General features: G+C 48.7%; 6 protein-coding genes. All 6 read left to right on the top strand.

The window, feature by feature from the left end; translation table 11 throughout:
* Nucleotides 1–289 precede the first annotated feature (289 nt).
* The 6 genes from P6910_RS13910 (at nt 290) to P6910_RS13885 (ending at nt 16,026) form a co-directional block, all read left to right on the top strand.
* Complete coding sequence (locus P6910_RS13910; RefSeq protein ID WP_317141890.1) at nt 290–796, top strand: hypothetical protein; 507 nt, start codon at nt 290–292, stop codon at nt 794–796.
* Between the two features lie 77 nt (nt 797–873).
* Complete coding sequence (locus P6910_RS13905) at nt 874–4,551, top strand: DUF4116 domain-containing protein (RefSeq protein WP_317141889.1); 3,678 nt, start codon at nt 874–876, stop codon at nt 4,549–4,551.
* 252 nt (nt 4,552–4,803) lie between these two features.
* The gene (locus P6910_RS13900; RefSeq protein ID WP_317141888.1) at nt 4,804–8,478 is read left to right on the top strand and encodes a DUF4116 domain-containing protein; all 3,675 of its coding nucleotides are present in this window, start codon (nt 4,804–4,806) and stop codon (nt 8,476–8,478) included.
* A 167-nt stretch (nt 8,479–8,645) separates the two neighbouring features.
* On the top strand, nt 8,646–10,250 hold the full coding sequence (locus P6910_RS13895; RefSeq protein ID WP_317141887.1) for a PEP/pyruvate-binding domain-containing protein: 1,605 nt from the start codon (nt 8,646–8,648) through the stop codon (nt 10,248–10,250).
* Nucleotides 10,222–12,231, top strand: coding sequence for a DUF4116 domain-containing protein (locus P6910_RS13890; RefSeq protein ID WP_317141886.1), 2,010 nt, complete (start codon nt 10,222–10,224; stop codon nt 12,229–12,231). The genes P6910_RS13895 and P6910_RS13890 overlap by 29 nt, the downstream gene beginning before the upstream one ends.
* 177 nt (nt 12,232–12,408) lie before the next feature.
* Nucleotides 12,409–16,026, top strand: a complete 3,618-nt coding sequence (locus P6910_RS13885; RefSeq protein WP_317141885.1) for a PEP/pyruvate-binding domain-containing protein — start codon at nt 12,409–12,411, stop codon at nt 16,024–16,026.
* Nucleotides 16,027–16,213 lie beyond the last annotated feature (187 nt).

The raw sequence follows: 16,213 nt of genomic DNA, 5'->3' as shown, positions 1-16,213 counted from the left end.
AGGTCTGATCTATTCTGACAACGCTGACCTTCAGCCCATTATCGTTTTTCCTGGTGCGTCCCTGAAGCTGTCGGGGGAACTTTATAAAAACATGATTGTCAAAGTAATGCCAATCGTGCTTTCTGACGCCCGTGATGAGCATGGAGATTTGAGCCTTAAGGCAAGGCGATGATCGCCAACGCAGGATTAAGGCTCAAATCTTCAGCGCAGTAGGGAGTTAGAAAGTTCGATGGAAATAAAGGCTCGCCATTGAGTCATGGATGAATATTAACGTGAGAGGGATGTCTTTATGTTCACTTTACCACCTGCAAACATTGTCAGATCAGATTCTGAAAGTCTGGCTACTGTCCCCGATCAGAATACCGGGGCTGATAGTTCACAGAAAAGGCATTTCGGCGATCTTAAAGCCACTGGTGTTCCCGAAGCAACACCACTATCCAAGCGCAATATCCAGGCCAAGCTCAATATCCAGGGGCTGACACCACCTGTTGCCAGTGATGACCATTACGTACAGGTTAAACATTCCGAAGCGACCCTGGCCATCGGCGAGGAGGGCAGCGAAGGCTTGTGCACCAGACCAATCTGGTTGGCCAAAGAATGGGAGGCAGAATCTATGCCAGATGGTCCCATTGTCTCGGCCCCATACATTGAAGAATGGATGTTTGAGCCTGAGTTCCTGGAACGGGCAGGGGGCTTGGCCAAAGCAGATCTCATCACTGACACTGTAGCGATCCTTATGAAAGAGAAAGGAAAAATTTTGATGCTGGCCGATGACGCTGGTCGGCCCCTGTTTTAACGATGAGTCTGGCGCCTTCGATCCGGGTGCCAGTCAAAGGGTGCGAAATGAATACATAACATGAAAGGGATATCTTGATGTTACCTGCAACTAATTTTGGCATTTCAAATTCTCAAAGCGTGGCAACCGTTCCCAATCAGAATACTGAGGTCAACAGATCACTGGAAAGATATTTCAGTGATCTTGATCCCAGTGGCGTTCGCGATCCAAGGTCGCTTGCCAGGCGCACCTGCCGTTCTCCTGCTTCAGATCAGGCTGCTGGCTATTCTCCCTCCAAACGGGAACAACTCGGGGGCAAGGGGATGTTTTTGTTGCGCATGAAAGAAGCCGGTCTGTCTGTTCCGCTCTTCGAATGTGTCACCGCCCAAGTCATGAATGCGCTTGAACAACACCCTCTCGATAGCCATCTTTTAGAGCGCTATTTCCCCGGCTTTGTTTATGAACCGGCGACGGAGACCAGCTTGAAGATCATCCGGGAATACCTCAATACCCTGTTGCCCTCAGAGCAAACCAAAAGGGATGACTGGCTGGCGGGTCTGGTGCAATTTATTGTCAGTGATGACTATTACCAGCAGGTTAAAGATTCTGAAGCGGCCCAACACATCAAGGGGCTGCGCCGACAGTTGGACCGATCCTCCAAATCACAGCCCGTTATTGTCCGCAGTTCCGGTATTAATGAAGATAACTACGGCGACGCCCAGGCGGGCAAATACCTCTCGGAAGTTCAGGGAGATGAGGATGTTTTGCGTACCTGCCTCAGGGTTATGGCTTCAGCTTACCGACCTGAAGTCTGTTCCGAAGGCATATCATCCCCGATGGCACTGGTCATCCAACAATGCATTGACTGCCAATACGGCGGGGTCGCCATGAGCTTTCAATCCTTTGAGGATGGTACCGTAAGGGTTGAGTACACAATGGGTCAGCCCAGAGGCGTAGTGGCAGGGCAGTCCGGTAACAGGCCCCACCGCATCGATATTTATCGCGGGGATAGTGAAGAAGAAACTAACAGCTTTCGATTCTTTCCCGGGACGATCTCGAGTCGTTATATCCTGCGCAAAAACAATAACGGCTATTCGGAAACAAGAATGGATGATGCCGATGCCCAATCGAACGACGTTGAGCAACAACTCACTGATGACATGGTTGCAGACCTCAGGCAGATGGTGACAGAGCTGGAAAAACTTTTGCTGTGCCCAGTGGATGTGGAGTTTGCCATAGACAATCAGGGTCGCCTGTTTCTGTTGCAGGTGCGTCCTGTCACCCGACTCTCTGGCGGCCTGGATTTCGCCATGTCCATACCCGAAGAGACTTTGGCCATCGGCGAGGGTGTCAGCGAAGGCTATTGCACCGGACCACTCTGGCTGGCTGAAGAATCAGCGGCAGACTCCATGCCAGAGGGAGCCATTGTCGTGTCCCGACACGCCAAAGACTGGATGCTTGAGCCCGGGTTCCTGAAGCGGGCAGGAGGCTTTGTTACTGCCACAGGAGGATTCAATGATCATGTAGCGATCCTGATGAAGCAGCAACGAAAAACCCTGATGCTGGTCGGTGACCAGTTTACGACAGTGGTCGCTCAGGTTGGCCAACAGGCGACGCTGTCCTGTGCCCGCTTCAATGGTAAGCCCGGTGCCTTCATTGTTGCCGGTGACATGACCGGGAAACTGGTGAGTCATGGAAGTCTATCCTCTGCTGTTTCTGATGTGCCTTCAAGAAAAGCCGTCCCGTCATGGGATGATTTGTCTCTCTCTGAAGATGCATCACGTCAGGTCACCAGCGGTTTTCAATGGCTCAGCGATCAAAATGCCCGGCTGTTGGCATTTTTTGCCTCCGGCGGTGGGCTGGATTGTCTGGCAAACTCGGTAAAAATGAGCATGTCACCACAACGATCAAAGCGGCTGGCAGAGACCTGTGACAGCGTGAGTCGTCTGGTTTATGGGGCTCAAGCACTGCTGGATGGGTACGGGGCATTCCTGCAACTGGCTGTTAAGAGAAGTTCAGACAAAGTCGAGTCATTGCGGCATGAATTACCGCAACTGATCGACCGGTTCGGGATGCTGAAACAGACCATTCAATCCGGGTTAGAGCGTATCGCTCTTCCCATGCAAGCTGCCGAAGAAGAGAAGTTATCCCCGGTAACCTTTCCTCAGTGGGTGGCAGACTGTCATCAGCTGCAATCCTGTCTTCAAGCACTCAACCCTGGTGAGGCTGAGCAGGTGCGAAGTGTCCATGAGCTGATTTTTGCCTTGCATCAGCGCTTTGTGGAGGCATTGGCACCGGTCACTCTGGCTTCGGGTCAGGGTGAGGTATCTACGGTAGATGACATCATCTTTGTCGATTGCACGACACCGGGTGCAGAGGCACCGTTATTGAGGCCGTCCGGCAAAGAATACATAGAAGGTTTAGAGCTTTCAGGAACTGTCGTCAGTATGGATGATGCCTTGATTGTTAACCTGAAGCTTGGAAGTCATATGAGCCTTGTCGAACTGCTTGAACACACAGAGGGGGGTAAGGGACGAACCTTGCGGCTGAAATTTTCTGACCTGTTTCGGAGCCCTGATGGTAGCGGTGAGCAAGGTAAGTTAAAGCGTATGTGGTTTTTAGTGCAGCTACTGAAAGTGATCAACCTGGGTGAAGAGGCTGATAGCATGAAGCTGGGTTGTAACGCCGTGGCGGGTGAAATTATCGTCGAATATTCCGGCATGAAATCACGTAAAGCCATGCAGGATGCCTTTGAAAAACTGATGATTGTGTTAAATGGTATGGCTGAGCTTGATTTTTTCTTCAGGGATAGACAAACATTTGCAGAAGATCATTGGGACTTTAGCTTGCTAGCGCAACGCCTTAATCCCGATGTTATGACAGAAGCCGACAGATTCACTTTTCAATATTGTCTTTTTACAATGTATTATCTGAGGGATTTCTGCCGTATGAATTCCGAATGTTGCCAGTTGTTAAGCAACCACCTTCAACAGTTTGTTTATTATGCTGAGCAGTTGGGGAAGTGTTGCGCGTTGGTATATTCCGAGAAAAAACCGGAGGACAGTCTGAGGGAAATTTTAATGAGTGTTGAGATTAGTGAGGATATCCGCAGGGAGCTCTTGCATCATTTTTTATTATCAGAACGCCATTACTCTATAGGACTGGTTGAGTACTTTTATCCTCATTTGAGAGGTCAATACTTTATTATCAAACCATCACGCGATTACACGCTGACCTTTGATGTTCCACCGTCTCAGTCGCTGTCGGATATCAAAGGAACGTTGAAGGAAGCCTTGGTGAAGGGTGGGCTGGAATATGTCAGCCAAGGGATTCGAAGTGATAAAGAGCTTGTATTAGAAGCCCTGGCAGGGCATCCATTTGACGTGAAATATGCAAGTCAGGAGCTGAGGGGTGATAAACAGGTTGCCATAGCCGCAGTCACCCGGAGAGGCTGTCTTCTTTTTGACGTCAACTCGATACTTCAGGATGATGATGACGTTATCAAAGCCGCTATCAAACAGAATCCAGGCGCTCTGGAGTTTGCCAGTGAAAGAATCCGAAGGGATAAAAGCATTATTAATAGTGTGATTAAACATGGCGTTTTTTACTTGCAAGATGCCAGTGAAACTTTGTTAAATGATCGCGAGTATATGCTTGACTTAATTGCAAAGTATCCTGAAGCATTCCAATATGCTGCTTCCGAGCTTAAAGATAATACGGATTTTATCAATGCAGCAAAACAAAGAAACCCTCAGGTTTATAAATTCCTCAGATAATCTGCAAAAAGGGTCTGATCGATTCAGACAACGTTGATCAGTGCCAACCCTGTTGTTGTTATTTTTCTACCATGTATCGTGTCGTTTTGTTCGAGCCGGGAGTGTCACTGAACGCGGGTAACGGGAGTTGGCCCTGGCGAACTCATAGTGGGAAGCTGACGGAGGAACTTTATAAAAACATTATTGTCAAATGTAAAGGTAATGACCAGTCGTTGATTCATGGATGAATATTAACGTGAGAGAGATACCTTTATGTTACCTTTACCACCTGCAACAATTGGCAGATCAGATTTTCAAAGTCTGTCAATTGTCCCCAATCATAAGACTGAGGCTGATCGTTCAGCCAAAAAGTATCCTGGTGATCCTGAACCCACTGGCGTTCACGACACAAGGTCACTAGCCAAGCGTAAATGCCGCTCACCTGTCGCAGATCAGGCTGCTCATTTCTCTCCTGCCAACCGGGAATTACTTGGCGGCAAGGGAATGTTTTTACAGCGCATGAAAGCAGCCGGTTTGTCTGTGCCACCGTTTCAGTGTGTGACAACTCAGGTCACCAACGCGCTGGAACAACACCCTCTGGATAGCCAGCGTCTGGAACCCTGTTTCCCCGGGATCGGCAATGAACCGGAAGCGGAGATCAGTCTGGCGAACATCAGGGAACGCCTCAATGCTTTGCTGCCTTCAGAGCAAGCCAGAAGAGATGACTGGCTCGCGGGTCTGGCGAACTTTATTGCCAGTGATGACTTTTATGAGCAGGTTAAAGATTCCAAAGCGGCCCGATACATCAGGGATCACGGACTATCAACATCAGGGCCGCTTATTGTCCGCAGTTCCGGCATCAATGAAGATAACTACGGCGATGCCCAGGCGGGCAAATACCTCTCGGAAGTTCAGGGAGATGAGGATATTTTGCGAACCTGCCTTAAGGTTATGGCCTCAGCTTACCGGCCTGAAGTCTGTCCCGAAGGCATCCCGCAACCCATGGCGCTGATTATCCAGGAGTGTATTGACTGCCTGCAAGGCGGAGTCGCCATGAGCTTTCAGTCCTTTGATGATGATACCGTCAGGGTTGAGTACACACGCGGTCAACCCAGAGGGGTAGTGGCCGGGCAGTCCGGTAACAGGCCCCACCGTATTGATATTTTTCGTAAGGAAGGAGCCGACAGCTATCAATATTTTCCCGGGACGATCTCGAGTCATTACATCCTGCGCAAAAACAATAACGGCTATTCGGAAACAAGGATTGATGATGCCGATGCCCAATCAAACGACGTTGAACAAAAACTCACTGATGACATGATTGCAGACCTCAGGCAGATGGTGACTAAGTTGGAAAAACTGTTGCTCTGCCCGGTGGATGTGGAGTTTGCCATAAACAATCAGGGTCGCCTGTTCCTGTTGCAGGTGCGTCCTGTCACCCGACTCTCCGGTGGCCTGGATTTCGCCATGCCCATACCCGAAAAGACCCTGGCCATCGGCGAGGGTGTCAGCGAAGGCTATTGCACCGGACCACTCTGGCTGGCTGAAGAATCAGCGGCAGGCTCCATGCCAGAGGGCGTCATTGTTGTGGCCCGACATGCTCAAGACTGGATGCTTGAGCCCGGGTTCCTGAAGCGGGCAGGAGGCTTTGTTACTGCCACAGGAGGATTCAATGATCATGTTGCGATCCTGATGAAGCAGCAACGAAAAACCCTGATGCTGGCTGGTGACCAGTTTGAGGCCGTGGCCGCTCAGGTTGGCCAACAGGCGACGCTGGCCTGTGCCCGCTTTAACGGTAAGCCCGGTGCCTTTATTGTTGCCGGTGACATGACCGGGAAACTGGTGAGTCATGGAAGTCTATCCTCTGCTGGTTCTGATGTGCCACCGGCAAAAGCCATCCCTTCACGGGATGATTTGTCCCTCCCTAAAGACGCATGCCGTCAGGTCGCCAGAGGTTTTCAATGGCTCACGGATCAAAATGCCCGCCTGTTGGCATTTTTTGCCTCCGGCGGCGGACTGGATTGTCTGGCAAACCCGGTAAAACTGAGCATGTCGCCACAACGATCAAAGCGACTGGCAGAAACCTGTGACAGCGTAAGTCGTCTGGTTCATGGGGCTGAAGCGCTGCTGGATGGGTACGGGGCATTCCTGCAACTGGCTGTTAAGAGAAGTTCAGACAGAGTCGAGTCATTGCGGCATGAATTACCGCTGCTGAGCAACCGGTTCGAGATGCTGAAACAGACCATTCAATCCGGGTTAGAGCGTATCACTCTTCCCATGCAAGCTGCCGAAGAAGAGAAGTTATCCCCGGTAACCTTTCGTCAGTGGGTGGCAGACTGTCATCAGCTGCAATCCTGTCTTCAGGCACTCAACCCTGGTGAGGCTGAGCAGGTGCGAAGTGTCCATGAGCTGATTTTTGCCTTGCATCAGCGTTTTGTGGAGGCATTGGCACCGGTCACTCTGGCTTCGGGCCAGGGTGAAGTATCTACGAGAAATGACATCACTTATGTTGATTGCACGACACCGGCCGCAAAGACGCCGTTATTGAGGCCGTCCGACAAAGTATCCATTGAAGAATCAGGGCTCCTGGGGACTGTCGTCAGTATGGATGATGCCCTGATTGTTAACCTGAAGCTTGGCAGTCATATGAGCCTTGTCGAGCTGCTTGAAAACGCAGAGGGAGGTAAAGGACGAACCTTGCGGCTGAAATTTTCTGACCAGTTTCGGAGCCCTGATGGCAGTGATGAACACGGTAAGTTAAAACGTATGTGGTTTTTAGTGCAGCTACTGAAAACGATCAAGCTGGGTAAAGAGGCTGATAGCGTGAAGCTGGGTTGTAACGCCGTGGCGGGTGAAATTATCGTCGAATACTCCGGCATAAAATCACGCAAAGCCATGCAGGATGACTTTGAAAAACTGATAATTGTGTTAAGTGATATGTCTGAACTTGATTTTTTCTTTAGTGACAGAAAGACATTTGCAGAAAATCATTGGGATTTTAACTTGCTTGCACAACGCCTTAATTCCGATGCTATGACAGAAGCCGATAGATTCACTTTTCAATATTGTCTTTTTACAATGTATTATCTGCGTTTATGCCTTCTTGCTCCTGAATGCTGCCAGTTACTAAGCAACCACCTTCAACAGTTTGTTTATTATGCTGAGCAGTTAGGGGAGTGTCAGGCGTTAGTATATTCCAGGAAAAAACCGGAGGATAGTCTGAGGGAAATTTTAATGAGTGTTGAGATTAGTGAGGATATCCGCAGGGAGCTCTTACATCATTTTTTATTGTCAAATCGCCATTACTCTATACGACTGATTGAGTACTTTTATCCTCATTTGAGAGATCAATACTTTATTATCAAACCATCACGGGATTATACGCTGGCATTTGATGTTCCACCGTCTCAGTCGCTTTCGGATATCAAAGGAACGGTGAAGAAAGCCCTGGTGAAGGATGGACTGGAATATGTCAGCCAACGGATTCGAAGTGATAAAGAGCTTGTATTAGAAGCTGTTACAGGGCATCCATTTAACCTGAAATATGCGAGTCAAGAACTGAGGAATGATAAACAGGTTGCCATAGCCGCAGTTACTCAGAGAGGCTGTTGTCTGATTGACGCCAGCTCGAAACTTCAGGATGATGATGACGTTTTTAAGGCTGCTATCAAACAGAGTCCGGGCGCTCTGGAGTATGCCAGTGAAAGAATTCGAAGGGATAAAAGCATTATTAATAGTGTAATTAAACAGGGTGTTTTTTACTTGCGATATGCCAGTGAAATTTTGTTAAATGATCGCGAGTATATGCTTGACTTAATTGCAGAGTATCCTGAAGCTTTCAAATATGTGGCTTACGGGCTTAAAAATGACCAGGTTTTTATCGATTCAGCAAGGCTCAGAAACCCCAAAGTTGATAAATACATCAGGTGTTTTTTAGATAATGTCTGATCTGTTCTGACAGCACTGAGCAGTGCAAACTCTGTTGCTAACTTATTGTTGTTTTTCTATTGGTAGATTCAGCCTGAAGAATGAACTTTATAAAAATATCATGGTCAAACTGAAGGTAATGACTAGTCGTTTTCATGGATGAATATTAACGTGAGAGGGATATCTTTATGTTACCTTTACCACCAGCAAAAATTGGCAGATCAGATTCTCAAAGCCTGGCAACTGTTCCCGATCAGAATACTAAGGCTTATAGTTCAGCCAAAAGGTATTTTGGTGATCCTGAACCCGTTGTCATTCCCGACACCAGTTTACTAGCCAAGCGCAAATGCCACTCACCTGTTGCCGATCAGGCTGCTCATTGTTCTCCTGCCAACCGTACACAACTTGGCGGCAAGGGAATGTTTTTGCAGCGCATGAAAGCAGCCGGTTTGTCTGTGCCACCGTTTCAGTGTGTGACAACTCAGGTCACCAATGCGCTGGAACAACACCCTCTGGATAGCCAACGTCTGGAGCCCTATTTCCCCGGGATCGGCAACGAACCGGAAGCGGAGACCAGTCTGGCGAACATCAGGAAACGCCTCAATACTTTGCTGCCTTCAGAGCAAACCAGAAGAAATAGCTGGCTGGCGGGTCTGGCGAACTTTATTGCCAGTGATGACTTTTATGACCAGGTTAAAGATTCTGAAGCGGCCAGACACATCAGGGATCACGGACTATCAACATCAGGGCCGCTTATTGTCCGCAGTTCCGGCATCAATGAAGATAACTTCGGCGATGCCCAGGCGGGCAAATACCTTTCGGAAGTTCAGGGAGATGAGGATATTTTGCGAACCTGTCTAAAGGTTATGGCCTCAGCTTACCGGCCTGAAGTCTGTTCCGAAGGCGTACCGCAACCCATGGCGCTGATTATCCAGGAGTGTATTCACTGCCTGCATGGTGGAGTCGCCATGAGCTTTCAATCCTTTGATGATGATACCCTCAGGGTTGAGTTCACACACGGTCAGCCAAGGGGGGTAGTGGCAGGACAGTCCGGTAACACACCCCACCGTATTGATATTTTTCGTAAGGAAGGAGCCGACAGCTATCAATACTTTCCCGGGACGATCTCGAGTCATTACATCCTGCGCAAAAACAATAACGGCTATTCGGAAACAAGGATTGATGATGCCGATGCCCAATCAAACGATGTTGAACAGAAACTCACTGATGACATGATTGCAGACCTCAGGCAGATGGTGACTAAGTTGGAAAAACTGTTGCTCTGCCCGGTGGATGTGGAGTTTGCCATAAACAATCAGGGTCGCCTGTTCCTGTTGCAGGTGCGTCCTGTCACCCGACTCTCCGGCGGCCTGGATTTCGCCATGCCCATACCCGAAGAGACCCTGACCATCGGCGAGGGTGTCAGCGAAGGCTATTGCACCGGACCACTCTGGCTGGCTGAAGAGTCAGCGGCAGACTCCATGCCAGAGGGGGCCATTGTTGTGGCCCGACATGCTCAAGACTGGATGCTTGAGCCCGGGTTCCTGAAGCGGGCAGGAGGCTTTGTTACTGCCACAGGAGGATTCAATGATCATGTAGCGATCCTGATGAAACAGCAACGCAAAACCCTGATGCTGGCCGGTGACCAGTTTGAGGCCGTGACCGCTCAGGTTGGCCAACAGGCGACGCTGGCCTGTGCCCGCTTTAACGGTAAGCCCGGTGCCTTTATTGTTGCCGGTGACATGACCGGGAAACTGGTGAGTCATGGAAGGTCTATCCTCGGCTGTTGCTGATTTGCCTTCAGCAAACGCCGTCCCGTCATGGGATGATTTGTCCTTCTCTGAAGACGCATTACGTCAGGTCGCCAGCGGATTTCAATGGCTCACGGATCAAAATGCCCGCCTGTTGGCATTTTTTGCCACCGGCGGCGGCCTGGATTGTCTGGCAAACCCGGTAAAACTGAGCATGTCGCCACAACGATCAAAGCGATTGGCAGAGACCTTGGACAGCGTAAATCGACTGGTTCATGGGGCTCAAGCGCTGCTGGATGGGTACGGGGCATTCCTGCAACTGGCTGTTAAGAGAAGTTCAGACAGAGTCGAGTCATTGCAGCATGAATTACCGCTGCTGAGCAACCGGTTCGAGATGCTGAAACAGACCATTCAATCCGGGTTAGAGCGTATCACTCTTCCCATGCAAGCTGCCGAAGAAGAGAAGTTATCCCCGGTAAGCTTTCGTCAGTGGCTGGCAGACTGTCATCAGCTACAATCCTGTCTTCAAGCACTCAACCCTAAAAGTGCTGAGCAGGTGCGAAGTGTCCATGAGCTGATTTTTGCCTTGCATCAGCGTTTCGTAAAAGCGCTGGCACCGGTCACTCTGGCTTCGGGTCAGGGTGAGATATCTACGATCAACGACATCACCTATGTTGATTGCACGAGTCCGGGTGCAGGGGCGCCGTTATTGAAGCCGTCTGACAAAATATTCATTGAAGGATCAGGGCGCTCAGGGACTGTCGTCAGTATGGATGATGCTCTGATTGTTAACCTGAAGCTTGGCACTCATATGAGCCTTGTCGAGCTGCTTGAACACGCAGAGGGAGGTAAAAAACGAACCTTGCGACTGACATTTTCTGATCAATTTGATAAATCTGATGATTTTGATATATCCGGCAAGTTCCGGCGCATGTGGTTTCTGGCGCAATTATTGAGAGAGATCAAACTGGATGAAAATGCTGATAGCATGAAGCTGAGTTGCAACGCTGTTGCGGGTATAATGACCGTCGAATGCCCCCGAATGAAATCAACTCAAACCATGCAGGCTACCTTTAAAAAACTGATGATTGTGTTATGTGCTTTGTGTAATTTGGATATTCGTTTGAATTACGGACCCATTTTTGAAGGAGGCCAGTGGGACTTTGACTTGCTTGCCCAGCGCCTTAATCGTGATATTGCGACAGAAGCGGATAGATTCGCCTTTCAACGTTGCCTTTTCTTAATGTCTTTTCAGAATGAAAGAGAGTGGTTTCGTATTGCTCCTTGCTGTCAGTTATTAAGCAGATACCATCAACAGTTTATTTATTATGCTCATCGCTTATGTGTTTATTTTTTGTCATTGAAAAGTCGGGAAAAACCTGAAGAAACTGCGCGGGAAATCTTGATGAGTGATGAGATAAGTGAACAGACCCGCAGGGAACTCTTGCACCATTTTATATTATTTAATCCCGTAAGTACTATTAGATTGATTGAGGAAGTGTATGACATCGGATATCAATGTTTTGTTATCAATCCATCTTGCAATTACAAATTGGAGTTTTATGTGCCACCGGGCCAGCCACTTGAGGATCATAAAGAAAAGATCACGAGTGCACTGCGCGAGCATGGACTGAAATATGCCAGCCAAAGGGTTCGGGATGATAGAGACTTTGTATTATCCGTCATTTCAGAATATCCCACTGAACTGCAAGATTTGAGTGAGGGGCTGAGAAATGATCGCGATGTCGTCATGGCCGCTGTCACAAAGGCTCCCATAGTTCTGGGAGATGCAAGTGAAAGACTCCGAAGTGATATAAACATTATTCGAGTGGCTATTGCTGAAAGCATTTTTTACTTACCAATGGCCAGTGCAAAGTTTTTGAAGGATCGCGAGTGTATGCTCGACTTAATTGAAACAAATCCTCAAGCTTACAGTTATGCTGCTTCCGAGCTTAAAGATAATACGGATTTTATCAATGCAGCAAAACAAAGAAACCCCGAAGTTAGTAAATACCTCAGATAATCTGCGCATAAGCTCTGATCGATTCAGGCAACGTTGACCAATGCCAACCCCGTTGTTGTTATTTTTCTACTGTGTGCCTGAAGCTGACGGGGGAACTTTATAAAAATATCATGGTCAAACTGAAGGTAATGACTAGTCGTTTTCATGGATGAATATTAACGTGAGAGGGATATCTTTATGTTACCTTTACCACCAGCAAAAATTGGCAGATCAGATTCTCAAAGCCTGGCAACTGTTCCCGATCAGAATACTAAGGCTTATAGTTCAGCCAAAAGGTATTTTGGTGATCCTGAACCCGTTGTCATTCCCGACACCAGGTTACTAGCCAGGCGCAAATGCCACTCACCTGTTGCCGATCAGGCTGCTCATTGTTCTGTTGCCAACCGGGCTCTACTTGGCGGCAAGGGAATGTTTTTGCAGCGCATGAAAGCAGCCGGTTTGTCTGTGCCACCGTTTCAGTGTGTGACAACTCAGGTCACCAATGCACTGGAGCAACACCCTCTGGATAGTCAACATCTGGAACCCTATTTCCCCGGGATTGGCGATGAACCGGAGGCGGAGATCAGTCTGGCGAACATCAGGAAACGCCTCAATACTTTGCTGCCTTCAGAGCAAACCAGAAGAGACAGCTGGCTGGCGGGTCTGGCGAACTTTATTGCCAGTGATGACTTTTATGAGCAGGTTAAAGATTCCGAAGCAGCCCGACACATCAGGGATCACGGACTATCAACATCAGGGCCGCTTATTGTCCGCAGTTCCGGCATCAATGAAGATAACTTCGGCGATGCCCAGGCGGGCAAATACCTTTCGGAAGTTCAGGGAGATGAGGATATTTTGCGAACCTGTCTAAAGGTTATGGCCTCAGCTTACCGGCCTGAAGTCTGTTCCGAAGGCGTACCGCAACCCATGGCGCTGATTATCCAGGAGTGTATTCACTGTCTGCACGGTGGAGTCGCCATGAGCTTTCAATCCTTTGATGATGATACCCTCAGGGTTGAGTTCACACACGGTCAGCCAAGGGGGGTAGTGGCAGGACAGTCCGGTAACACACCCCACCGTATTGATCTTTTTCGTAAGGAAGGAGCCGACAGCTATCAATACTTTCCCGGGACGATCTCGAGTCATTACATCCTGCGCAAAAACAATAACGGCTATTCGGAAACAAGGATTGATGATGCCGATGCCCAATCAAACGACGTTGAGCAACAACTCACTGATGACATGATTGCAGACCTCAGGCAGATGGTGACTAAGTTGGAAAAACTGTTGCTCTGCCCGGTGGATGTGGAGTTTGCCATAAACAATCAGGGTCGTCTGTTCCTGTTGCAGGTGCGTCCTGTCACCCGACTCTCCGGCGGCCTGGATTTCGCCATGCCCATACCCGAAGAGACCCTGGGCATCGGCGAGGGTGTCAGCGAAGGCTATTGCACCGGACCACTCTGGCTGGCTGAAGAGTCAGCGGCAGACTCCATGCCAGAGGGGGCCATTGTTGTGGCCCGACATGCTCAAGACTGGATGCTTGAGCCCGGGTTCCTGAAGCGGGCAGGAGGCTTTGTTACTGCCACAGGAGGATTCAATGATCATGTAGCGATCCTGATGAAACAGCAACGCAAAACCCTGATGCTGGCCGGTGACCAGTTTGAGGCCGTGACCGCTCAGGTTGGCCAACAGGCGACGCTGGCCTGTGCCCGCTTTAACGGTAAGCCCGGTGCCTTTATTGTTGCCGGTGACATGACCGGGAAACTGGTGAGTCATGGAAGTCTATCCTCGGCTGTTGCTGATTTGCCTTCAGCAAACGCCGTCCCGTCATGGGATGATTTGTCCTTCTCTGAAGACGCATTACGTCAGGTCGCCAGCGGATTTCAATGGCTCACGGATCAAAATGCCCGCCTGTTGGCATTTTTTGCCACCGGCGGCGGCCTGGATTGTCTGGCAAACCCGGTAAAACTGAGCATGTCGCCACAACGATCAAAGCTATTGGCAGAGACCTTGGACAGCGTAAATCGACTGGTTCATGGGGCTCAAGCGCTGCTGGATGGGTACGGGGCATTCCTGCAACTGGCTGTTAAGAGAAGTTCAGACAAAGTCAAGTCATTGCGGCATGAATTACCGCAACTGATCGACCGGTTCGAGATGTTGAAAAAGACCATTCAATCCGGGTTAGAGCGCATCGCTCTTCCCATGCAAGCTGCCGAAGAAGAGAAGTTATCCCCGGTAACCTTTCGTCAGTGGCTGGCAGACTGTCATCAGCTGCAATCCTGTCTTCAGGCACTTAACCCTGGTGAGGCTGAGCAGGTGCGAAGTGTCCATGAGCTGATTTTTGCCTTGCATCAGCGTTTTGTAGAGGCATTGGCACCGGTCACTCTGGCTTCGGGCCAGGGCAGGCATTCCAGAAAAGATCTCATTACCTATGTCGATTGCACGGTTCCTGGTAACCCGGATGAGAAATCGTCACTACTGAACCTGTCCTGCACAACATCAATTCAGGCATTACGCTGTTCAGGGACTGTTATCACTATGGATGAAGCTGTGATTCTTAACCTGCAACTTGGCAGTCATATGAGCCTTATCGAGCTACTTGAACGCGCAGAGGGAGGTAAGGGACGAACCTTGCGACTGACATTTTCTGATCAATTTGATTTTGATGGCGATGGTGAAAAAGATAAATCCCACAAGTTCACGCGTATGTGGTTTTTGGCGCAATTATTAAAAGAGATCAAACTGGATAAAAATGCTGGTACCATGAAGCTGAGCTGCAACGCCGTAGCGGGTGAAATGATCGTAGAATGCCCCCAAATGATATCACCTGAAACCATGCAGCATGCCTTTAAAAACCTGTTGATTGTGTTACGTGCCATGCGTGATCTGGATCTTGACTTGATGGGCATAACCACTTTTGAAGGAGGTCGTTGGGACTTTAACTTGCTTGCGCAACGTCTTAATCGCAATATTGCAACAGAAGCGGATAGATTTGCCTTTCAACATTGCCTTTTCGTAATGTCTTCCCGGAATAAAAGTGACTGGTTATATACTGCCGATTGCTGTCGGATATTGAGCAAACACCATCAACAATTTGCTCATTATGCTCATCGGTTAGCCATGTGGCAGTTTTCATTGAGATGTTGGGAAAAACCAGAAGAAACTGCGCAGGAAATCTTAATGAGTGATGAGATGAATGAGGACACCCGCAGGGAGCTCTTACATCATTTATTATTGTTTAGTCCCATAAGAGCCACTGAATTAGTTGAGCAAGTCTATGACATGGGGGATCAATGCTTTGTTATCAATCCATCTCGCAATTACAGACTGGAGTTTCGTGTACCACCGGGCCAGCCACTTGGGGATCATAAAGAAGAGATCAGGAATGCCGTGCTGAAGCATGGACTGAAATATGCCAGCCAACGGGTTCGGAATGATAAAAACTTTGTACTGTCTGCCATTTCAGAATATCCCGAAGAACTGAGATTTTTGAGTGAGAAACTGAGGGATGATAGCGATGTCATCATGGCCGCTGTCGCAAAGGAACCCAGAACTCTGCATTATGCAAGTGAAAGACTCCGAGGCGATAAAGACATTGTTCGAATGATCACTGCTAATAGTATTTGTCACTTAACAGAAGTCAGTAAAGAGTTACTGAGTGATCGTCAGTATATGCTCGAATTAATTGCAATCAATCCTCTGGCTTTCAGCTTTGCTGTTCCCGATCTTAAATATGAGAATGCTTTTATTAATGCAGCAAAGCGAAGAAACCCTGAAGTTCGTAAATACCTCAGAGAATCTGCAAACGAGGTCTGATCGATTCAGACAAGGTTGACCAGTGCCAAACCTGTTGTTGTTTTTCTACTGCGTGCTTGAAGCTGATGTGTGAACTTTATAAAAACACCATTGTCAAAGGGGGGGAGAGGGAAATCTTGATGTTGTCTGTTAATGAAGTGGGCAATAGGGAATTAGAAAGTTCGATTGGTATTAGTGGAAAACCAGA

Source organism: Endozoicomonas sp. 8E (assembly GCF_032883915.1).
Lineage (GTDB): Bacteria > Pseudomonadota > Gammaproteobacteria > Pseudomonadales > Endozoicomonadaceae > Endozoicomonas_A.
Note: the sequence above shows the minus strand (reverse complement) of the source record. Positions and strands in the feature narration are given on the sequence as shown.

Coding starts and splice junctions, on each gene's coding strand:
- P6910_RS13910 (WP_317141890.1), top strand. CDS start 290: ATGTTCACTTTACCACCTGCAAACATTGTCAGATCAGATTCTGAAAGT.
- P6910_RS13905 (WP_317141889.1), top strand. CDS start 874: ATGTTACCTGCAACTAATTTTGGCATTTCAAATTCTCAAAGCGTGGCA.
- P6910_RS13900 (WP_317141888.1), top strand. CDS start 4,804: ATGTTACCTTTACCACCTGCAACAATTGGCAGATCAGATTTTCAAAGT.
- P6910_RS13895 (WP_317141887.1), top strand. CDS start 8,646: ATGTTACCTTTACCACCAGCAAAAATTGGCAGATCAGATTCTCAAAGC.
- P6910_RS13890 (WP_317141886.1), top strand. CDS start 10,222: ATGGAAGGTCTATCCTCGGCTGTTGCTGATTTGCCTTCAGCAAACGCC.
- P6910_RS13885 (WP_317141885.1), top strand. CDS start 12,409: ATGTTACCTTTACCACCAGCAAAAATTGGCAGATCAGATTCTCAAAGC.